This window comes from Rhodococcus sp. NBC_00294, from assembly GCF_036163995.1.
GTDB lineage: Bacteria > Actinomycetota > Actinomycetes > Mycobacteriales > Mycobacteriaceae > Rhodococcoides.
Genome location: NZ_CP108043.1, coordinates 3,467,666 through 3,487,558, shown reverse-complemented (window position 1 = coordinate 3,487,558; position 19,893 = coordinate 3,467,666). Strand labels below are relative to the sequence as shown.

The 19,893-nt window shown below is 68.3% G+C and carries 17 protein-coding genes and 1 tRNA gene; 8 read left to right on the top strand and 10 right to left on the bottom strand.

Features of this window, described 5'->3' with window-relative positions:
- Positions 1-112: 112 nt before the first annotated feature.
- Together OHB23_RS16290 and nudC are read left to right on the top strand one after the other, a co-directional pair.
- Entirely contained in the window at positions 113-1,183 is a 1,071-nt protein-coding gene (locus tag OHB23_RS16290) for a potassium channel family protein (protein ID WP_027506830.1), read from the top strand.
- 87 nt (positions 1,184-1,270) lie between these two features.
- The gene (gene nudC, locus OHB23_RS16285; protein WP_328811664.1) at positions 1,271-2,146 is read left to right on the top strand and encodes an NAD(+) diphosphatase; all 876 of its coding nucleotides are present in this window, start codon (positions 1,271-1,273) and stop codon (positions 2,144-2,146) included.
- A gap of 20 nt (positions 2,147-2,166) precedes the next feature.
- Here nudC and OHB23_RS16280 read toward each other — a convergent pair whose 3' ends face one another.
- Positions 2,167-2,394 (bottom strand): mycoredoxin, encoded by a 228-nt coding sequence (locus OHB23_RS16280; protein ID WP_037186837.1) that lies wholly within the window; start codon positions 2,392-2,394, stop codon positions 2,167-2,169.
- A gap of 136 nt (positions 2,395-2,530) precedes the next feature.
- Here OHB23_RS16280 and OHB23_RS16275 point away from each other — a divergent pair, with 136 nt between their 5' ends.
- The 3 genes from OHB23_RS16275 (at position 2,531) to OHB23_RS16265 (ending at position 5,503) form a co-directional block, all read left to right on the top strand.
- Complete coding sequence (locus tag OHB23_RS16275) at positions 2,531-4,660, top strand: ATP-dependent DNA helicase UvrD2 (protein WP_328809898.1); 2,130 nt, start codon at positions 2,531-2,533, stop codon at positions 4,658-4,660.
- An 89-nt stretch (positions 4,661-4,749) separates the two neighbouring features.
- Complete coding sequence (locus tag OHB23_RS16270) at positions 4,750-5,007, top strand: hypothetical protein (RefSeq protein ID WP_222627079.1); 258 nt, start codon at positions 4,750-4,752, stop codon at positions 5,005-5,007.
- Between the two features lie 151 nt (positions 5,008-5,158).
- Positions 5,159-5,503 carry a WhiB family transcriptional regulator gene (locus tag OHB23_RS16265; RefSeq protein WP_156380535.1) on the top strand — a complete coding sequence of 115 codons (345 nt, stop codon included), beginning with the start codon at positions 5,159-5,161 and terminating at the stop codon, positions 5,501-5,503.
- A gap of 23 nt (positions 5,504-5,526) precedes the next feature.
- Here OHB23_RS16265 and OHB23_RS16260 read toward each other — a convergent pair whose 3' ends face one another.
- From OHB23_RS16260 to OHB23_RS16250, 3 genes are all read right to left on the bottom strand, one after another.
- The gene (locus OHB23_RS16260; RefSeq protein ID WP_222647051.1) at positions 5,527-6,837 is read right to left on the bottom strand and encodes an ABC1 kinase family protein; all 1,311 of its coding nucleotides are present in this window, start codon (positions 6,835-6,837) and stop codon (positions 5,527-5,529) included.
- Between the two features lie 82 nt (positions 6,838-6,919).
- The gene (locus OHB23_RS16255; protein WP_222627077.1) at positions 6,920-7,801 is read right to left on the bottom strand and encodes a hypothetical protein; all 882 of its coding nucleotides are present in this window, start codon (positions 7,799-7,801) and stop codon (positions 6,920-6,922) included.
- Positions 7,802-7,924: 123 nt separating this feature from the next.
- Positions 7,925-9,304, bottom strand: a complete 1,380-nt coding sequence (locus tag OHB23_RS16250; RefSeq protein ID WP_027506823.1) for a zinc-dependent metalloprotease — start codon at positions 9,302-9,304, stop codon at positions 7,925-7,927.
- A gap of 133 nt (positions 9,305-9,437) precedes the next feature.
- On the opposite strand from OHB23_RS16250, the gene OHB23_RS16245 reads away from it, so the two are divergent.
- Entirely contained in the window at positions 9,438-10,463 is a 1,026-nt protein-coding gene (locus tag OHB23_RS16245) for a YlbL family protein (protein ID WP_328809897.1), read from the top strand.
- A gap of 17 nt (positions 10,464-10,480) precedes the next feature.
- Here the strand turns inward: OHB23_RS16245 and OHB23_RS16240 are convergent, their stop codons facing one another.
- Positions 10,481-11,119 carry a PPA1309 family protein gene (locus OHB23_RS16240; RefSeq protein WP_231476446.1) on the bottom strand — a complete coding sequence of 213 codons (639 nt, stop codon included), beginning with the start codon at positions 11,117-11,119 and terminating at the stop codon, positions 10,481-10,483.
- A gap of 178 nt (positions 11,120-11,297) precedes the next feature.
- On the opposite strand from OHB23_RS16240, the gene OHB23_RS16235 reads away from it, so the two are divergent.
- Entirely contained in the window at positions 11,298-14,294 is a 2,997-nt protein-coding gene (locus OHB23_RS16235; protein ID WP_222638652.1) for a UPF0182 family protein, read from the top strand.
- 535 nt (positions 14,295-14,829) lie between these two features.
- Here the strand turns inward: OHB23_RS16235 and OHB23_RS16230 are convergent.
- Positions 14,830-15,360 carry a transglycosylase family protein gene (locus OHB23_RS16230; protein WP_222628530.1) on the bottom strand — a complete coding sequence of 177 codons (531 nt, stop codon included), beginning with the start codon at positions 15,358-15,360 and terminating at the stop codon, positions 14,830-14,832.
- A gap of 462 nt (positions 15,361-15,822) precedes the next feature.
- Between OHB23_RS16230 and OHB23_RS16225 the strand changes: the two genes are divergently transcribed.
- A tRNA-Met gene (locus OHB23_RS16225) sits at positions 15,823-15,899 on the top strand.
- Positions 15,900-15,998: 99 nt separating this feature from the next.
- Here the strand turns inward: OHB23_RS16225 and OHB23_RS16220 are convergent.
- The 4 genes from OHB23_RS16220 to OHB23_RS16205 form a co-directional block, all read right to left on the bottom strand.
- Positions 15,999-16,208, bottom strand: coding sequence for a hypothetical protein (locus tag OHB23_RS16220; protein ID WP_037186691.1), 210 nt, complete (start codon positions 16,206-16,208; stop codon positions 15,999-16,001).
- Positions 16,209-16,310: 102 nt separating this feature from the next.
- Complete coding sequence (locus OHB23_RS16215; RefSeq protein ID WP_056447862.1) at positions 16,311-17,531, bottom strand: acyl-CoA dehydrogenase family protein; 1,221 nt, start codon at positions 17,529-17,531, stop codon at positions 16,311-16,313.
- Positions 17,532-17,562: 31 nt separating this feature from the next.
- Positions 17,563-18,981 carry an acyl-CoA dehydrogenase family protein gene (locus tag OHB23_RS16210; protein ID WP_027506817.1) on the bottom strand — a complete coding sequence of 473 codons (1,419 nt, stop codon included), beginning with the start codon at positions 18,979-18,981 and terminating at the stop codon, positions 17,563-17,565.
- A 39-nt stretch (positions 18,982-19,020) separates the two neighbouring features.
- The gene (locus OHB23_RS16205) at positions 19,021-19,845 is read right to left on the bottom strand and encodes an inositol monophosphatase family protein (protein WP_328809896.1); all 825 of its coding nucleotides are present in this window, start codon (positions 19,843-19,845) and stop codon (positions 19,021-19,023) included.
- Positions 19,846-19,893 lie beyond the last annotated feature (48 nt).

Sequence of the window (19,893 nt, the reverse complement as noted above, 5' to 3'; positions counted from 1 at the left end):
GCACCGGAGTTCTGCAGCGACTGATGGGGGTCCGCGGCTCGATGCTCCGATACAGTCACGGCAGCCGACGAGGCGGATCGACGACCACGAGCGACGGACGAGGACCACATTCATGGCAGGACGGTTGCGGAATCGGCTGCTGAACACCGACACCGGACTCACGGATCGCCCCGACTTCGCACTGGTGGGTGTCCTGCGGATCCCGGAGTTCGAGCAGAGCCCCTGGCGGGCGATCTACCAGCGCATCATCATCGCGCTCGCCACGCTCTTCGTGGCCGCCATGGTCGTCTACGTGGACCGGGACGGGTACGCCGACAACCAGGACAATCAGCTGTCCTTCCTCGACGCTTTCTATTACACGACCGTGTCGCTGTCGACCACCGGCTACGGCGACATCGCGCCCATCACCCCGTCCGCGCGCCTGGTGAACATCCTGGTCATCACGCCGCTGCGCGTCTTCTTCCTGATCCTGCTCGTCGGCACCACCCTGTCAGTGCTCACCGAACGTTCGCGCCAGGCGTTCAAGATTCAGCGATGGAGGCGCAACGTGCGCAATCACACCGTGGTCGTCGGGTACGGCACGAAGGGTCGCACCGCGATCGCCGCGATGCTCGGAGACGGGGTGTCGGCCTCGGACATCGTGGTCGTCGACACCGATCAGTCGTCCCTGGACGCGGCGAGCAACCTGGGGCTGGTGACCGTGCAGGGCTCGGCCACCCGGTCGGATGTCCTGCGCCTGACCGGTGCTCAGTACGCCGCGTCGATCATCGTCGCGACCAACCGGGACGACACCGCCGTGCTGGTGACGCTCACGGCGCGGGAGATCGCGCCCAAGGCGAAGATCGTGGCCGCGGTGCGCGAGGCGGAGAACGTGCATCTCCTGCGCCAGTCGGGCGCCGATTCCGTGGTGGTCTCCTCGGAGACCGCCGGGCGACTGCTGGGTATCGCGACGACCACGCCGAGCGTCGTCGAGATGATGGAGGATCTGCTGACCCCCGAGGCGGGCTTCGCGATCGCCGAGCGCGAGGTCGAACGCGACGAGGTCGGCGGATCGCCCCGCCACCTGTCGGACATCGTGCTCGGTGTGGTCCGTGACGGTCGCCTGGTGCGGGTCGGTTCGCCCGAGGTCGATGCGATCGAGGCGGACGACAGACTGCTCTACATCCGACGCGTCTCCAACTGACCAGCCGCACTGCGGTGCACCGGATCTGCCGCCGTCGGACCCGGTCAGTAGGGTCGTGACGTGTCCTTCCGACTTCTGTCCGAGCCCATGCTCTCGCGTTCCCCGATCGACCGCGCCGAGGAATTGCGTCGCGACGACGCGGCACTCGCAGCAGGGTGGCCCACCGCACGGCTGTTGCGCGTGGACAGTCAGGGTCGCGTGCCGGTCGAGAACGGTCGAGTGGCGCTCGTACCGGCCGTCGACACGTCGGACTCGCCGCCTGAGGACGCGGTGTTCCTGGGAGTCGTCGACGACCACCACGTCTGGGCGGTCTCCGTCGCCGCACTCGCCGGCGAGGTGACGGATCTGCGGTCGTTCGGCGACGTCCTCACGGAGTCGTCGGCGGGGCTGGTCGTGACGGCGGTGGCGTTGTTGAACTGGCACCGGGCAGCCGCGTTCAGTGCGCGCGACGGATCACCGACCGTGCTCTCGTCGGCGGGGTGGTCCCGCACCAGCACGCTCACGGGCCACGAGGAGTGGCCTCGGTCCGACCCGGCGATCATCGTCCTCGTTCACGACGGGGCGGACCGCGTCCTCCTCGCACGCCAGCCGATGTGGCCGGAGCGTCGGATGTCGGTGCTCGCCGGTTTCGTGGAGGCGGGGGAGTCGCTCGAGACGTGCGTGAGCCGCGAGGTGGGCGAGGAGGTCGGTCTCGACGTGTCCGACATCACCTATCTCGGCAGTCAACCCTGGCCGTTCCCGCGCTCGGTGATGATCGGGTTCGCGGCGCGCGCGAACGCTGCACAACCGCTGTCGTTCAACGACGGTGAGATCGCGGAGGCGCGATGGTTCACCCGCGCCGAGGTACGCACCGCCCTCGCCGCCGGGGACTGGAGCGCCTCGGAGGACGCTCCGCTCCTGCTTCCGGGAAGTATCTCCATCGCCCGCGCGATGGTGGAGTCGTGGGCGGCGCTCGAGTCCTGACGAACGCGAGCGCCCACGGCTCAGTTCAGGCCGATGGCCTTCTTGACCTGCGCGAGGCTGGGATTGGTCGCAGTGGAACCGTCGGCGTACTTCAGAGTCGGCACCACGTGGTTTCCGTTGTTGACGCTCCCGACGAACTCGGCGGACGCGGGATCCTTCTCGATGTCGATCTCCGTGTAGGCGATGCCGTTCTCGTCGAGCTGCGTCTTGAGACGTCGGCAGTAGCCGCACCAGGTCGTCGAGTACATCGTCACTGCGGGCACGTGGGCTGTGTCTTTCTGCTGTGCTGTGGTCACGGAACACTCAACGCGGAGTCATCGACGGTTGTTCCGATCGGGCGGTGGGCGCGCCGGCGGTGTCGGTGCGGGCTGACATGATGGCCACGTGAACGACAGGGATGCGGTGGAGGGTCTCGACCCCGAACAGTCGGCCGCCGTGCTCGCTCCGCGAGGCCCCGTGTGTGTGCTCGCGGGTGCAGGAACCGGCAAGACCAGGACGATCACCCGTCGCATCGCCCACCTCGTCGCGGACGGGCACGTCAAGCCGAGTCAGGTCCTCGCCGTCACGTTCACCGCGCGAGCTGCGGGGGAGATGCGCGAACGGCTCCGCGTCCTCGGTATCCGGGGGCAGTCGTCCGACGGGCAGGTGCAGGCGCGCACGTTCCATGCCGCCGCGATGCGGCAGCTCAAGTACTTCTGGCCGCAGGTCGTGGGAAACACGGACTGGCGTCTGCTGGATCGCAAGTTCGGCGTCGTCGGGCAGGCCGCCTCCGCTGCCGGCGTCTCGACGTCCACCGACAGTGTCCGCGACCTGGCGGGTGAGATCGAGTGGGCCAAGGCCTCGCTGATCGCGCCCGAGGACTATCCGGTCGCCGCCGCACGGCTGCACCGTGACACACCGACCGACGCGGATCGTGTCGCCGCAGTCTACGAGGGTTACGAGGAACTCAAGAACCGCGATCCCGATTTTGTGCTCCTCGACTTCGACGATCTGCTGCTGCACACGGCGGCGGCGCTCGAGAACAGCCCGTCCGTCGCACAGGAGTTCCGCGAGCGGTACCGGTGCTTCGTCGTGGACGAGTACCAGGACGTCACTCCACTGCAGCAGCGTGTGTTGGACGCCTGGCTGGGCGATCGGGACGACCTGACGGTGGTCGGCGACGCCAACCAGACCATCTACTCCTTCACCGGGGCCACACCGCGGTTCCTACTGGACTTCTCGCGGCGGTTCCCGGAGGCGACGGTGGTGCGCCTGGAGCGCGACTACCGGTCCACTCCGGAGGTCGTCGGGCTCGCCAACAAGGTCATCGGCGCGGCGAAGGGGCGCATCGCGGGGACACGGCTCCAGCTCATCGGACAGCGCGCGGCGGGACCGGACCCCACCTTCGTGGAGTACGACGACGAGGTGTCCGAGGCAGCGGGAGTCGCGCGCACCATTCAACGGTTGATCCGTACCGGCACGGCGCCGTCCGAGATCGCTGTGCTCTATCGCATCAACGCTCATTCCGAGGCGCACGAGAAGGCGCTGACGGATCTGGCAATTCCGTATCAGATCCGCGGCGGCGAGAGCTTCTTCCAGCGGCAGGACGTCCGGTCGGCCGTCGCCGCCGTTCGATCGAGCGCCGCCCGGGACGACCTGCCGTCCGACGCACGCAGCGGGGCCGGCCTGCCGCGGCTCGTGGAGGCGGTGCTGGCTCCCCTGGGACTGTCGGCGACGGAACCCAACGGTGCTCAGGCGCGGGAGAAGTGGGCTGCGTTGCGGGCTCTCGTCGCGCTGACCGAGGATCTCGTCGTCCAGGTACCCGATCTCGATCTCGAGGGACTGGTGCGTGAGTTCGCGATGCGCGCGGAGGCTCGGCACCCTCCGGTGGTGGAGGGGGTGACGCTGGCGTCACTGCACGCCGCCAAGGGACTCGAATGGGACGCGGTCTTCCTCGTCGGTCTCACCGACGGCACGCTGCCCATCAGTCACGCTCTGGGAGACAACAACTCGTCGCCCGACGAGGCCGCGGTGGAGGAGGAGCGTCGCCTGTTGTACGTGGGTGTGACGCGCGCCAGGGAACACCTCGAACTGTCCTGGGCGCTGGCCCGCAACGAGGGCGGTCGCAAGTCGCGTCGGCGTTCGCGGTTCCTGGTCGACCTGGTTCCCGAGTCGTCGCCCGCATCGCGCATCGCCGCACCCACCGTCCACAAGAAGCGGCCGGTCTGCCGTGTGTGCGGCAAGCCCGTCATCGGCACGGTGGCCACCATGCTCGGGCGGTGTGAGAACTGCCCGTCCGACGTCGACATCGCTCTGCTCGAATCCCTGCGGACCTGGCGGTCGGAGACGTCGAAGGCGCTCAAGGTTCCTGCCTACGTGGTCTTCAGCGACAACACGCTGACCGCCATCGCGGAGCAACGGCCACGCGACGATCGCGGGCTCGTCGCGATCCCGGGTATCGGGGCGAAGAAGCTCGAGCGGTTCGGAGCCGACGTCTTGGCGCTCGTCGACGCCCGTCTCTCCGCCACCGAGTGAGCGCATCTCCGCAGGTCGAAAAAGGGTTGTGCGGTCTGAGGCAGCCGTTTACTGTGTATTTCGTACCGCGCGCCCCGTGAGGGTTTCCGGTGCGTGACCTGCTCGATTCCGACTCGCCGCCGAAGGAGGTGTCACCCGTGGAGATCTACACCACCGCAGCGCTTCTGCAGCAGAAGTCTGCCGTCTGCAGCACCGGCATGAACAAAGCCGGCGCAGGCGCAGTCGCCGAAGCAATCGCACTGAGCACGAACGGTTTCGGAGTGGCACCCTTGCCGCGCCGTCACCGCGAGCGCTGGGCGCATCGCGCATCCGTGGGCACCGGAGTCGATCGGGACATCACTCGATAGGCACCGCACAGCATTCCTTCGTCGAAGGCCACGGATTCGCACCTGCGAACCGTGGCCTTCGTCGTGGGACACCCCTCGACGCCGTTCACGGATCTCGCCAGATCTGTCGAGTTCGACACCACCGTGAATCGCAGCAGAAGAGGAGAACGACGTGTCACCCGCCACCACCCGGACGACATGCCGCACCGACGACACCACGACCGATCGGTCCGTGGCCGCCATCGACGACTTCGTCGCAGATCAGTTGCCGTGCCGGCGAGCCGATCCGGATCTCTGGTTCGCCGAGTCGCCCGACCGTCTCGAACGCGCCAAGCAGCTGTGCGCACACTGCCCCATCAGGTCGGGGTGCCTCGACGCGGCGCTCGACCGTGCCGAGCCGTGGGGAGTGTGGGGCGGCGAGATCTTCGATCAGGGAGTCGTCATCGCGCGCAAGCGGTCTCGCGGCCGTCCCCGCAAGAACCCGGTCACACCCGCACCGTCCGTCGTCTGTGCTTGACGGTCGGTGCGGGTGTCGCCCGGCTACTCGGCGAACCCGGGCATCCACTCGGTGAGAATCGCCATGTACGGAGCATTTGCGTCGAGCTGGGCGCAGATGCCCACCGATCCCAGGAGAACGCGGAAGATCACCGCGTACCGCGGCGGCAGATTGAGGGACCGGGCCGTACGGAACTGCGGACCGTTGAAGTCCGCGGCCTTGCCTGCCGTGCCCTGCAGCCACTTTCGAGTGAAGTGGAACGAGTCGGTCTTGATCGGATCGGTGAAGGGGCGGAGATAGTCGGCGATCTCCTGCTCGGTGACCTCGCGGCCGGGAATCACGAATCCCGTCTCGCGCAGCAGTTCCGTCAGCTCGTCGAACTCCTCGTCGCGCGAGAGTCGCACCATGCGACCGAGTTCCGGGGGCAGACCGTCGGGGAGAGTGAGGCACGCACCGAAGTCGATGACGCCGAGCCTGCCGTCGGCGAGCAACTTGAAGTTGCCGGGGTGCGGATCGCCGTGGATGCGGCGGACGCGCTCCGCCGATTCGAAGTGGAAACGGGCCAGGTTCTCGCCGGCGGTGTTGCGCTGCTCCGCGGTTCCGGTGGCGATGACGGAGGAGAGGGACGTTCCTTCCATCCACTCCGTGATGACCACCTTGGGAGCACTCGCCACGACACGAGGCACGGCGAATCTCTCGTCCCCGTCATAGACCGCGGCGAACGCACGCTGGTTCTCGCCTTCGATCCGGTAGTCGAGTTCCTCCTCCGTGCGCGCCGACATCTCGTCGAGGACGGCCTTCACGTCGGTACCCGGCACGATGGTGCCGAGGATGCCGACGAAACGCGACAGCGTCTTGAGGTCGGCCTTCAGCGCCTCGTCCGCACCCGGGTACTGGATCTTGACCGCCACGTCGCGACCGTCGGACCAGGTCGCTCGGTGCACCTGCCCGATGGAGGCCGACGCGGTGGCCGTGTCGTCGAAGTCGGAGATGCGCGAGCGCCACCCGGTGCCGAGCTGTTGATCCATCACCCGATGGACCGTCGCGATCGGCATCGGGGGCGCCTCGGCCTGCAGCTTGGTCAGCGCCTCGCGGTAGGGCTCTGCCATCTCCTCGGGTACGGCCGCCTCCATGACGCTGAGAGCCTGACCCAACTTCATCGCTCCGCCCTTGAGTTCGCCGAGGACGGCGAACATCTGCTGGGCGGCCTTGGCGCTGAGTTCGGCGTCGATCTCCGCACGATTTCCGCCCGCGAGTTTGCGTCCGAAGCCCATCGCTGCGCGGCCTGCCATCCCGAGGGGGATGCTGGCCAGCTTGGCTGTCCGGGCGGAACTGCTGCGGGGGATGTCGGGCATGACTCCATCATGTCTGACGATCGGCCGACGCGCCGCGACGGCCGAGACCCGGCCGCGCATCCGTGACACGTCACACCGTCCGTCACCGACGAGCGCAGGTGCACAACAGGTGACGCGGCCATCGTCGACGGCGGGTGGCCGCGGCGACGAGGTCCACCTCCAGGCTGTGCCCGACGGTCATCGGTGCGGGCGAGTCCGCGTGTGCGTCGAGGAACTCGGTGACCTGCGCGACCGCGAACGCCGCGGTGGCGGCGATGGTGGCGCCGCTCGCGGACCCGACGGTGCCGAGTAGCTGCGCGGCGAGGTGCGGCCATTCCCGGTCGTAGTCGCACCGCGTCAGCTCGACGCACTCGAGGCAGGGCGTGTGTCCGGGCAGGACGAGCGGACCCACCACGCCGACGCCGTCGCGCAGCCGCACGGGAAGGTGCGGGATGCCGTCGTCCATGAGCACCCGGGAGACCTCGGGAGCACAGAGCACGGTGTCCGCCACGACCACGCAGTCGACGTCCGCGTGTCTGTGGGGGAGCGACACGTGCCGGCGCTGGACGCGGCCCGTCGGGGACAACCCGATGGACACCGCATCCGACAGGGGACCGCGTCCCAGAACGAGGACCGTGCGGACGGCGGACGACCGCGGACGACGACGTCCGAGCACGCCCAGTCGTTCGAGTTCGGCCTGCACCGCGGTGAGCACTGCCGCGTCCACGCCGAGTTCGGCTGCACGCCAGTAGACGTCGGGTATCGACCGTCGTCCGTCCAGGAGACGCAGCACCGAGGCCATGACGGCCGGTGTCACGCCGTCCGGCGGGGTGAGGACCACCCGGCGCTCGGGATGCCAGCCGACCTGCAGCCGACCGTCTCGGCGCACGAGGAGCGTGACCGACTCGGCCAGGTGCGGGAGGCCGTCCCGGTCGGCGCGCGTGCGGGCGATCTCGGGCGAGCTCGCGTGGCGTGTCTCCGTCATGCGCAGACGATGGCACGCCCCACACTGCGGACGGGGGTGTCCCGCGCCGCTTGTCCACAGGCTTACGGCGCTCCGACCTGCGACGCAGTCACGCGGGCGTCGGGAAGTCCCAGGTCGGCGGAATCAGACGGGGGCGGGGCCCTCGTCGTCTCCCTCGGCCTTCTTCTCGGCCGCGCGCTTGCGCTCGAACTCCTCGAGCTGAGCGATGGGGTCGTCGAAGGAACCGGTGTCCCCGCCCACGATGCGATCGATGAAGGACGACGAGTCGTCGAGGTCCGCGGTGTCGGGCAGCAGATCGGGGTGGGCCCACACACCGTCGCGGCCGTCGATACCCGCAGCGTCGGTCAGTCGACGCCACAGATCGGCTGCTTCACGCACCTTGCGCGGCCGCAGTTCGAGGCCGATGAGCGTCGCGAAGGTCTGCTCGGCCGGGCCGCCGGACGCGCGACGGCGCCGCATCGTCTCCGACAGCGCGGACGCTCCCGGCAGCCGCTCGCCCAGAGCGGTGGTCACCACCGTGTCCACCCACCCCTCGACGAGGGCCAGCAGTGTCTCGAGGCGCTCCAGGGCCGCCTTCTGCTCCGGGGTCGTCTGCGGCTCGAACGCACCCTGCTGCAGGATCTTCTCCAGCTGGCTCGGGTCGGTGAGCGCGGACGGATCGATACCGCGGGCCGCCTCCTCGATGGCACCGAAGTCCATCCGAATGCCGCGCGCGTACTCCTCGACGGTGGCCAGAACGCGCTGACGCAGCCACGGCACGTGCGAGTAGAGACGGTGGTGGGCGACCTCGCGCGCGGCCAGGAACACCAGCACCTCGCGCTCGGGCAGCTCGGTGCCCTCGCTGAACACCGCGACGGCGTCGGGAAGCAGCGCCGCAGTGTCCGAGGGGCCGAGCGGCAGGCCGATGTCGGTCGAGGTGAGGACCTCCTTGGCGAGCTGGCCCAGGGCCTGGCCCAGCTGTGAGCCGAACGCCATACCGCCCATCTGACCGAGCATGCCGATCATCGGACCGACCATCTGTTGCGCCTCCGGCGGCAACGCGGAGGTCCACATGCCGGAGATCTGCTCGGCGACGGGATCGCACAACCGCTTCCACGTGTCGAGCGTGTTGTCCAACCATTCCTGCGGAGTCCACGCCTCGGTGCGTACCGCGCCGGCCGGGAGGATGGTGGCCTCGTTCAGCCACTGCTCCGCCAGGTGCGCCGCGTCGACGACGGCGGACTTCGATCCCTCCCGCACGGGGGTGGTGGACCCGATCTGCTGGAGGGCCAGCTTCTTCGCCAGGTCGTAGTTCACCGGTCCGGACGTGGCACCGGATCCCATCCCGCTGAACATCTGACCCATCTGCGTGAACATCTGGCCGAGCGCCGCCGGATCGAAACCCTCGGCGCCGAAACCGAATCCGCCGGCACCACCTCCGGGCGTGCCGGAGCCGCCGCTCGACCCCTCGTTCTTGTCCGGGTCGTCGTCGGAATTGGAGAATCCGAAAGGCGTGTTGGTCATGGTTCAACGGTACAAGCCGAACACGGGTTCGGCGGCGATGCCGAGTGCGCCGAGCGCGAACACAGCGACGCCGCGGGCGACGTCGACGCGTCTCCCCGACAGCGTTGACGGTGTCGTTCTCTACTGTGGTGACGTGAATCGAAGGATCGCGACGCTCCTGGTCGCTCTGTTGCCGGTGGTCGTCCTCGGAGTTCTGGGATCTGCGGTCACCGTTCCGTTCGCGGCCCTCGGGCCCGGACCGACGTTCGACACCCTCGGTGAGGTGGACGGCAAGCCCGTCGTGGACGTCCAGGGCACCGACGTCGATCGGCCGTCCGGCCACCTGAACATGACGACCGTGGCGGTGCGGGACGAGTTGACGGTGTTCGACGCCCTCGGCCTCTGGCTCAGCGGCAGGCAGGGGTTGGTCCCGCGCGACGAGATCTACCCGCCCGATCGCAGCCGAGAAGAGGTCGAGAACGCCAACCAGGCCGACTTCGCGGAATCCGAGGACAGTGCGGAACTCGCAGCCCTGGATCACCTCGGACTGCCCACGGTGCTCACGGTCGCGCAGATCGGCGACGACAGCCCCGCGGCGGGCGTCCTCGAGGAGGGTGACCGAGTGACCGCGATCGACGGCGCGCCCGTGTCCACTGTGGCCGACGTCCAGAAGGCTGTCGGTGCCGTGAATCCCGGCACGACCATCTCGGTGGACGTCACGCGCGACGGCGCGACGACGACGGAGAACGTCACCGTCGCCGCCCGTCCGGACGACGCCGAGCGCGGCTATCTCGGCATCACCCCGGAGGAGACACCGGACGTGCCGTTCACCGTGGAGTTCAATCTCGCCGACGTCGGCGGCCCGTCCGCCGGACTGATGTTCTCGCTGGCGGTGGTGGACAAGCTCAGTCCCGGCGACCTCAGCGGCGGTGCCTTCGTCGCCGGCACGGGAACGATCGACGCCGACGGCGTGGTGGGTCCCATCGGCGGGATTCCGTACAAGTTGGTCGCCGCACGCGAGGCCGGCGCGTCGATCTTCCTCGTTCCCGCGGACAACTGCGCCGAGGCGGCGCCGCGGACGCCGGAGGGGCTACGCCTGGTGAAGGTCACGAGCCTGGACGATGCGATCGGGTCGCTCGACGCTCTGGCCGGTGGGGGAGACGCCCCGTCCTGCTCGTGACGATCCGGGTGCGAACGTCAGTAGTCCTCGTCCTCGGGATCCGCGTCGAGCGTGGCGTGCAGCGCCGCGACGACGTTCGGCGCCAGGTTCTCGTAGGTCAGTAGCTCCGGCGCCTCGTCGAAACTGCTGTCGTCCTCGTTCTCGGGACGCAGCTGCAGCAGGGCGATGGACGGACCGTCCCGAAGTACGGCGACGATGAGCCGCCCGTCGCGCCGGTCGGGGTGCTCCTCGGCCGTGAGGCGCGCGGCCTGGTCCGCCGCGTCGCGATCCGCCAGGAGCGGAGCGAGGGCGCTGTCGAGATCCGATTCGGCCTCGGGCGGCAGAACGACGATCTCCTCGACCAGTGCGCACCCGGCGACCGAGGCCGGCCAGGTGGTCGTGCCGAGGAACTCGTCGAGCGCGTGCGATCCGCCCGCGACGTCGGCGGGCAGCCGCTCCTGGGCGACAGGGGTCAGGTCGGCGCCGTCCTCGAGCTGGTCGAGCAGGCTGGGCTCCGCGGCCGCCAGATCCTCGGTCGGGACCAACGCGAACAACTGAGGCCCCTGGTCCCACCCGCCGGCGTCCACGTAGTCGACGACCTCGCGCACGCAGCGGGCGAGGGCGCGTTCGGCGCGGGCGTCCCCGGATTCGGGATCGAACCACTCGCTCCCGGTCACGATGCATCCTCGTTGTCACTCACCGCTCCATCCTCGCATCGAGGGCTAGAGTCGTGGACGTCGCCACGGCGGGACACTTCGCGTTCGAGGGTGTCCGTACAGTGGTCGAAAACGGACATGTGGTGTCGTCACGGTGGTGTCACGAGGCGACGGCGCGCGAGATCTTGGAGTGTGGCACGTGGGCATGAGGCCCCCAACCGGTTTACCGTCGTTGTCGAGACGGAGCCGTACGTTACTGGTCCTGGCGTTGGTTCTGGCCGCGCTGTTGCTCATCGGTCCCCGGTTGGTGGACACGTACACGGACTGGTTGTGGTTCGGGGAGGTCGGCTTCCGCAACGTCTTCACGACGGTGCTCCTCACTCGCGTGATCACGTTCCTCGTCGTCGCTCTGCTGGTGGGCGGCACGGTGTTCGGTGCTCTCACCGTCGCCTACCGGTCGCGTCCGGTCTTCGTACCCACGGCCGGACCGAACGATCCCATCGCTCGCTACCGCACCACCGTCATGTCGCGTCTGCGCGTGTTCGGTATCGGCATCCCGGTCGTCATCGGCCTGCTCTCCGGCCTTGTCGCACAGGGCAATTGGGTCACGGTGCAGATGTTCCTGCACGGTGGATCCTTCGGCGTGCAGGATCCGCAGTTCAACCTGGACGTCGGCTTCTACGCCTTCGATCTGCCGTTCTACCGGTCGATCCTCAACTGGCTCTTCGTCGCCGTCGTCATCGCCTTCTTCGCGGCACTGGTCACGCACTACATCTTCGGCGGCCTGCGCCTCAGCGGCCGCGAGGGTGCGCTGACCAAGTCGGCGCGCATCCAGTTGGCCGTGCTCGCCGGCACCTTCGTCGTCCTCAAGGCGGTGGCGTACTGGTTCGATCGTTACGCACTGTTGTCGAGCAGCCGTAAGGAGCCCACGTTCACGGGCCCCGGCTTCACCGACATCAACGCCGTCCTGCCCGCGAAGCTCATCCTGCTGGCCATCGCTGTCATCTGTGCGGGTGCCTTCTTCGCGGCGATCTTCCTGCGCGATCTGCGGATCCCGGCACTCGCCACCGCGCTTCTCGTCCTGTCGTCGATTCTCGTCGGCGCCGTCTGGCCGTTGGTCGTCGAGCAGTTCTCGGTGCGCCCCAACGCTGCCGACAAGGAGCGGGCGTACATCGAACGGAACATCGAGGCCACCCGAGCCGCCTACGGCATCACGGACGACACCGTGACCTACGAGGACTACACGGGCGTCGGTTCCGCGTCGCCTCGGGACGTCCCCGCGGACCAGACCACCATCGCCAACACCCGTCTGCTCGATCCGAACGTGCTCTCGCGCACCTTCACCCAGCAGCAGCAGCTCAAGAACTTCTACGGGTTCCCGTCCACGTTGGACGTCGACCGCTACGAGATCGACGGGCAGCTCCAGGACTACATCGTCGCGGCGCGTGAGCTGTCTCCCAACAGCCTCACCGGCAACCAGACCGACTGGATCAACCGCCACACGGTGTACACGCACGGCAACGGTTTCGTGGCGGCCCCGGCCAACCGCGTGAACGCCGCCGTGCAGGACGCGACGAGCACCGAGTCGAACAGCAACTCCGGGTACCCGATCTACACCGTCAGCGACCTCGCGTCGCAGGCCGCGGACGACCAGGTCATCCCGGTGGAGCAGCCCCGCATCTACTACGGCGAGGTCATCGCGTCGTCCAACCCCGACTACGCCATCGTCGGTGGCAGCGAAGGCTCGGACGGCCGCGAGTACGACACCGACACCTCGCGCTACACCTACACCGGTTCGGGTGGCGTCAGCATCGGCAACTGGTTCAACCGGTTGGCGTTCGCGGCGAAGTACACCGAACGCAACATCCTCTTCTCGGGCGCCATCGGCGACGACTCGAAGATCATCTTCAACCGCGATCCTCGTGAGCGCGTGCAGAAGGTCGCACCGTGGCTGACCGCGGACGGCAACTCCTACCCGGCCGTGGTCGGTGGAAAGATCGTCTGGATCGTCGACGCGTACACCACGCTGGACCAGTACCCCTACGCGCAGCGCAGTTCGCTCGAGGGACTGGTGCAGGACAGCATCGACGCCAACACCGGTCGACTGCTTCCGCGTGACGAGGTGTCCTACATCCGCAACTCGGTCAAGGCCACCGTCGACGCCTACGACGGGTCGGTGAACCTGTACCAGGTGGACGACAACGATCCCGTCCTCGCCGCGTGGATGGGCGCGTTCCCGGGTGCGGTCCAGCCCGAGTCGGCGATCTCCGACGAACTGCGTCAGCACTTCCGCTACCCCGAGGACCTGTTCAAGGTCCAGCGCGAGATGCTCGCCAAGTACCACGTCAACGATCCCGGCGAGTTCTTCACCAACAACGCGTTCTGGTCGGTCCCCAGCGACCCGACCGTCGAGGGTGGCACCAACCTCAACCAGCCGCCGTACTACGTCCTGATCGGTGATCCGGACACGGGCCAGCCGTCGTTCAGGTTGACCAGTGCGATGGTGGGCTTCAACCGAGAGCTGTTGTCCGCGTACATCTCCGTGCGCTCCGATCCGGAGGGTTACGGCGAGTTCACGGTGCTGCAGTTGCCCACCGACACGCAGACTCAGGGTCCGCAGCAGGCGCAGAACTCGATGACGTCGGACACCCGTGTGGCGTCGGACCGAACGCTGCTGCAGCAGTCCAACAGGATCCAGTACGGCAACCTGCTGACACTGCCCATCGCCAACGGCGGAATCCTGTACGTCGAGCCGCTGTACACCGAGCGCAACACGACGAACACCTCCACGTTCCCGCAGTTGTCCCGCGTACTCGTGAGCTATCGCGAGCCGGGTGCGGGCGGCGGTGTCCGCGTCGGGTACGCGGCGACGCTGGCCGAGGCACTGGACCAGGTGTTCGGTTCCGGTACGGGCAGCGTGGCGACCGCGCCGGGCGGTGAGGCGACAGAGCCGCAGCCGGACAACGGCTCGTCGACCGGCACCACCCCGGCACCCACCGAGGGGTCTGCCACCACGCCTCCGTCCACGTCGGCCGCACCCGCTGCGCCCGTCGACCGGACGGCCGCGGTGAACAACCTCAACAGTGCGCTGGCAGCAGTGCGGACCGCGCAGCAGTCGGGTGACTTCGCCCAGCTCGGTACCGCGTTCGACAACCTGCAGCGCGCGATCGACCAGTACAACAGCACCGGGGGATAGTCGGCCCGGTAGTCACGACCGAAGCCCCGTCACTCGTCACGAGTGGCGGGGCTTCGTCGTGAGCGCGGGTCGTTGTGTTCGGGTCGTTGCGCGCGGGTTCCAGCGCCCCGCACGCGTTGCCGCAGGCGGGTGGGGGTGTGCGGCTTGTGCGACGTGTGCGGATGGCAGTGGTGGTATCGGGGAGCCGGGTTGCGGGGGAGCCGCTGCGTCGACCCGCACGGGTTCCAGCGCCCCGCACGCGTTGTCACCGGCGGGTGGGGGTGCGCGGCTAAGTAAACGTGTGCGGATCGCCTGCGCCGACGACGGGGCCGGGGCGTGGCCGGGTGTGGGGGAGCCGCCGCGTCGACCCGCACGGATTCCAGCACCCCGCACCCCTTCCCGCCTGCTGGAGGGGGTGTGAGCCCCGAGCACAGGGTGCAGATCGCGTCGCGGGGCCGGTGCGGGGACACCAGGGCCCCAGCAGACGCCCCGCACACGACGAAGCGGGCGCACCCGATGATCGGGTGCGCCCGCTTCGGACGTTCGAGAGGATGCTCTAGCGAGCGAGGCCCGCGAGGACGCCGGAGTTGGCGGCCACGAAGTCCTGGTACTGCTGGCCGACGCCGTACTGCTGGGCCAGTGCTGCGCCCTGCTCGACGACGGACTGCACGGGTGCCGGTGCGGCGGGTGCAGCAGGCGCGGGAGCGGGTGCCGGCGCGGGCGCCTCGGCGACCGACGTGGTGCCCGACGAGAGGTACTGGCCGCAGGTGGGCCATGCGCCGACGCCCTGGGTCGCGAGAACGTTCTCGGCGACGCGGATCTGCTCGGCCTTGGAGGCGCTGGACGCGGTGCCGGAGCCGCCGTTGGCCGCCCAGGTGCTCTGCGAGAACTGCAGGCCACCGTAGTAGCCGTTGCCGGTGTTGATGCCCCAGTTGCCGCCGCTCTCGCACTGTGCGACGCCGTCCCAGTTGTGGGCGGGTGCTGCGGAGGCGGTTCCGGTGCTCAGGACGAGCGGTGCGGCGACGACGGCGCCGGTGACGGCGGCCCATCCGAGCGCGCGGGTGGTGAAGTTACGTGCAGTGGTCATGCGGGGTAGATCCTCTCAGCGCTGGTCGACGTGAGCGAGCAGGCGAGTGACGCCTGCATTCGCTCGAATCCCTGCCCCCATCGAGTCGGGTCTCCGATCCCGCGGGGCAGAAGAATCCAGCGGCGGGTCGGCCTGGCCCTTGTTTCGGGCCGAGCGCGACGGTAACGAAACAATCACGAGCCGTCACCCGGCCCTCTGGCGAGGTCGGAAACGGGCGAGATGGTGGGTTCGTGACATCTCTGCAGGTCATGACGGATGACAACCGTCTCGTGTCCTCTTCGTGACCCCATCGTTATGTGAGGGGGAACACGGGCGAAAAGAGACCGCGGTCACCCTCCGAGGCTCGATCTCGTTGCTCAGCAGGCGATTTGCAATTCACCAACGCCGTCCGGTAACTTCTTGTTCAGCAAGAACGCAGTACAGCTTGCACCGCAGACGGAGCCGAAAGGTTCTCGACGCTGACGCGGGGTGGAGCAGCTCGGTAGCTCGCTGGGCTCATAACCCAGAGGTCGCAGGTTCAAATCCTGTCCCCGCTACCACTACGAAAGGCCCGACAGTCTCAGACTGTCGGGCCTTTCGCGTAGCCGCAGGCACCGGCGTCGACTCGATCGGATCAGAGCGACGTCGGTGCCCGGTGCTCAGTGAGAGATGTCGGGATCCGCCGACGTCATGCCCGTGCTGGGCGCGTCGTTCTCGTCGACGTCCCCGCCGGCGTCCGTACGGTCCCCCGAGTCGTCCGTCTCGTCCAGATCGACGGCGTCCGCACCCTCGAGGTGGGTGAGGCCCACCTCGGCCTCCGCGACGAGGCCCTTGGCTTTGTCCTCGATCTTCTTCGCCCAGTCCGACATGGCAGTCTCCCTCGTGTTCGCCGTGCTTCGTCCGTTCCAGCTTGCCAGAACAGCAGAAAGGCCCGGCACACGTGCCGGGCCTTTCTCAGGGTCGCGTGAGCGTCACTTCAGCTCGGCGGACGTCTTCCCGAGCACGCGGCGAGCCACGATCAGCTGCTGGATCTGCTGGGTGCCCTCGAAGATGTCGAGGATCTTCGAGTCGCGTGACCACTTCTCGAGCAGCAGGTGCTCGGAGAAGCCGAGCGTGCCGGCCAGTTCCACCGCCTTGAGTGTGATGTCGGTGGCGCTACGGCCTGCCTTCGCCTTGGACATCGACGCCTGCAGCGAGTTGGGCTCCTTGTTGTCCGCCATCCACGCAGCGCGGAGAGCGAGCAGGTAAGCAGCCTCCCAGTCGGCCTCGAGCCGGATGTACTCCGCAGCAGCGGCCGACTGGCTGTAGGTGGCAGCGTCGTAATCGATGACCACTCCGGCGTCGGTCAGGATCGACCGGAGCTCCTCGAGCGCTGCACGGGCGACTCCGATGGCCATGCCGGCGACCAGAGGACGGGTGTTGTCGAACGTCTGCATGACGCCGGCGAAGCCCTTGTCCGTGTCGACGTCCGGGGAACCCAGGAGGTTGTCCTTCGGGATGCGGCAGTTGTCGAGGAGCAGGGCTGCGGTGTCGGACGCCTTGATGCCCAGCTTGTGCTCGAGGCGTGCGACGGACAGGCCCGGCGCGTCCCGCGGGACGACGAAGGACTTGATCGCGGCGCGGCCCTTGGTCTTGTCGACGGTGGCCCACACGACGATGTGCGTGGAGCGCTCGCCGGCCGTGACGTAGATCTTCTCGCCGTTGAGGACCCACTCGTCACCGTCGAGTACCGCGGTGGTGCTCACGGCGGCCGAGTCGGAACCGAACGAGGGCTCGGTGATGGCCATCGAGGCCCACACCTTGCCGAAGCGCTCGAGCTGCTCGTCGGTGGCGACGGCGGCGATGGCGGAGTTGCCGAGGCCCTGGTACGGGATGGACAGGGTCAGACCCACGTCGCCCCAGCAGGTCTCGATGACGTTGACCAGAGCGGACATGTTGCCGCCGTTGGCATTTGCGGTCTTGCTCGGCTTCGGAGCGTCGCCCTTGGCCTCACGGCCGCCCTTGGCGCCGCCGATCTCACCGCCGGCGTCGCTCATGCCCTCGATCATGGCGGCCATGGTGTCGAGCTCGACCGGGTAGGCGTGCTCCGCCAGGTCGTACTTGCGCGACACGGGGCGCATGATCTCGGCCGCGACCTGGTGAGCCTGGTTGGCCGACGCCCTGAGCTTGCGAGGAAGTTCGAGATTGATCATGAGAGTTCCAATCGAAAGGTGGGGTGTCGGATCAGATCAGGACGATGCCCTCGGCAACGCCGACGGCGCGGAGATCGCGGTACCAGCGCTCGACCGGGTGCTCCTTGGTGAAACCGTGTCCGCCGAGAAGCTGGACACCGTCGAGGCCGATCTGCATGCCCTTGTCCGTCGCGAGTCGACGGGCGAGCGAGGCCTCGCGTGCGAAGGACAGTCCCTGCTCCGCACGGGACGCTCCACGCTGGATGACCAGGCGCAGACCGTCGAGCTCGATCGCGATGTTGGCCACCATGAAGGCGACGGCCTGACGGTTGCTGATCGGCTCGCCGAACGCGGTGCGGTCGTTGACGTAGGGGACCACGTAGTCCAGGACGGCCTTCGACGTGCCGGCGGCCATGGACGCCCAGCCGAGACGCGCGAGCCGGATGGCGTCGGTGTAGTCGGACACGTGGGCGTCGGCGTCGCCGTCGCCCAGCAGGTTGGCCTCGGGTACGGCGACGCCGTCGAGATGCAGTCGGCCGATGCCCGCTGCACGCAAGCCCATGCTGGGGTCCGCCTCGACACTCAACCCGGCGCTGTCCGACTCGACGATGAAGAGAGCGGGACGGCCGTCGAGTTCGGCGGCGACGATGAACAGCTCGCAGGCGGCGGCCGACGGCACGAGGCTCTTGACGCCCGTGAGCTTGTAGCCGCTGGGGGAGCGGACCGCCTTGGTCTGCAGCGCGAACGGGTCGAAGAGCGCGCGCGGCTCGTTCACGACGAGAGCTGCACTGGGCACCTTCTCACCCGTGAAGGACGGCAGGTACGTCTTCTGCTGAGTCTCGGTGCCCCACTGCGTGAGCGCCACCGCCACGCCGCTGGGGGCGAGGATCGGCAGGGCCAGGCCCATGTCCCCGTACGCGAGCGCCTCGGCGACGAGGGCGTTGGTGACGGCGCCGCGCTCACTGGCCGCGCCCTCGAGGTTCTCGGGGACGTTGATGAGGGTGATGCCCAGTTCGGCGGCGCGAGCGACGAGGTCGTCCGGCGATGCCGCGGCCTCGTCGGCGTCGTGCGCTGCCGGGCGCATGATCTCCTCGGCGAACTCGAGCACCGTCTCGACGATCATCTTCTGCTCGTCGTCGGGAGTCAGGTCGAAGTAGTCGAGTCCCTTGGTGGAGGACTCGGGCAGACGCTCGGGCTTGCCTCCGCCGGACACCTTGGAAAAGGTCCGGGTGGCGGCACCGAGCGTCTTGAAGCCGGTCTTCGTGCTCTCGTACGTGACACGGTCGATCGTCTGGCGCAGGTTGTACTTCTCGGCCAGGTCGGAGCCGGAGAGCTTGGTGAGCACGCGCATCGCGGTTCCGATGGCGTCGCGTCGGATCGGGTTGAGACCGACCGCTGACGTGTCGCGCACCGGGCGCCGAGACGCATCGGTCTTGGTCGTGGGGGCGCTGTCGTTCTTCGTCATGATCACCCAGCTGTTCTCGGTGTTCGGTCGTGGACGAGACCTATCTTACTCGTCGGTAAGTTCGGTGTCTACCGTCGAGTAAGGTCGGCGCGTCAGGCGCCCGAGGACGGCGTCGTGCAGAAGCGCGTTCGACGCCACCGCACTGCCTCCGTGCGGCCCCGCCGCACCGTCGAGAGCGGTGAAACGGCCGCCCGCCTCCCGTACCAGCACGTCGAGCGGAGCCAGGTCCCACAGTGATACTTCGGGCTCGGCGGCCACATCGATCGATCCTTCGGCGACCAGGCAGTACGAGAGGAAGTCGCCGTAGCCGCGGACGCGCCACACCTCGTCGGTCAGATCCAGGAAGTTCTCTCGCAGACCGGCGTCCCTCCACCCGCTGAGGCTGGAGAATCCCAGGCTCGCCGAAGACGGAGACGCCACCGACGACACCGACAACCGTCGCGGCTCGCCGGCACCGAAGCGTGCGAACGCTCCCAGCCCGTCGGCCGCCCACCATCGCCGCGCGAGAGCGGGAGCGCTGACCACTCCCACGACCGGCACGCCGTCGGAGAGCAGCGCGACCAGCGTCGCCCAGATCGGCACACCGCGGACGAAGCTCTTGGTGCCGTCGATGGGATCGAGCACCCACTGACGCCCGGAGAGGACGGCGTCGCCGCCGAACTCCTCGCCCAACACCGCATCGCCCGGTCGGACCTCGCCGAGCAGCCGCCGGATCTCGGTCTCGACGGCCAGATCCGCGTCCGAGACGGGGGTGAGATCCGGCTTGTCCTCGATGCGCAGGTCCACGGCCAGGAATCGCGCCGTGGTGATGGCGTCGGCCGCGTCCGCGAGACGGAGGGCGAGGGTGAGATCGTCGGCGAGGTCGGTCACGGCACAGGACGTTACTGCGGTGCGGGCCCGTCGGTCGTTGCCGGTAAC

Excerpts from the sequence above, each read along its gene's own strand:
- OHB23_RS16290 (WP_027506830.1), top strand. The coding sequence starts at position 113 with ATGGCAGGACGGTTGCGGAATCGGCTGCTGAACACCGACACCGGACTC.
- nudC (WP_328811664.1), top strand. The coding sequence starts at position 1,271 with ATGCTCTCGCGTTCCCCGATCGACCGCGCCGAGGAATTGCGTCGCGAC.
- OHB23_RS16280 (WP_037186837.1), bottom strand. The coding sequence starts at position 2,394 with ATGTACTCGACGACCTGGTGCGGCTACTGCCGACGTCTCAAGACGCAG.
- OHB23_RS16260 (WP_222647051.1), bottom strand. The coding sequence starts at position 6,837 with ATGCCCGACATCCCCCGCAGCAGTTCCGCCCGGACAGCCAAGCTGGCC.
- OHB23_RS16255 (WP_222627077.1), bottom strand. The coding sequence starts at position 7,801 with ATGACGGAGACACGCCACGCGAGCTCGCCCGAGATCGCCCGCACGCGC.
- OHB23_RS16250 (WP_027506823.1), bottom strand. The coding sequence starts at position 9,304 with ATGACCAACACGCCTTTCGGATTCTCCAATTCCGACGACGACCCGGAC.
- OHB23_RS16230 (WP_222628530.1), bottom strand. The coding sequence starts at position 15,360 with ATGACCACTGCACGTAACTTCACCACCCGCGCGCTCGGATGGGCCGCC.
- OHB23_RS16220 (WP_037186691.1), bottom strand. The coding sequence starts at position 16,208 with ATGTCGGACTGGGCGAAGAAGATCGAGGACAAAGCCAAGGGCCTCGTC.
- OHB23_RS16215 (WP_056447862.1), bottom strand. The coding sequence starts at position 17,531 with ATGATCAATCTCGAACTTCCTCGCAAGCTCAGGGCGTCGGCCAACCAG.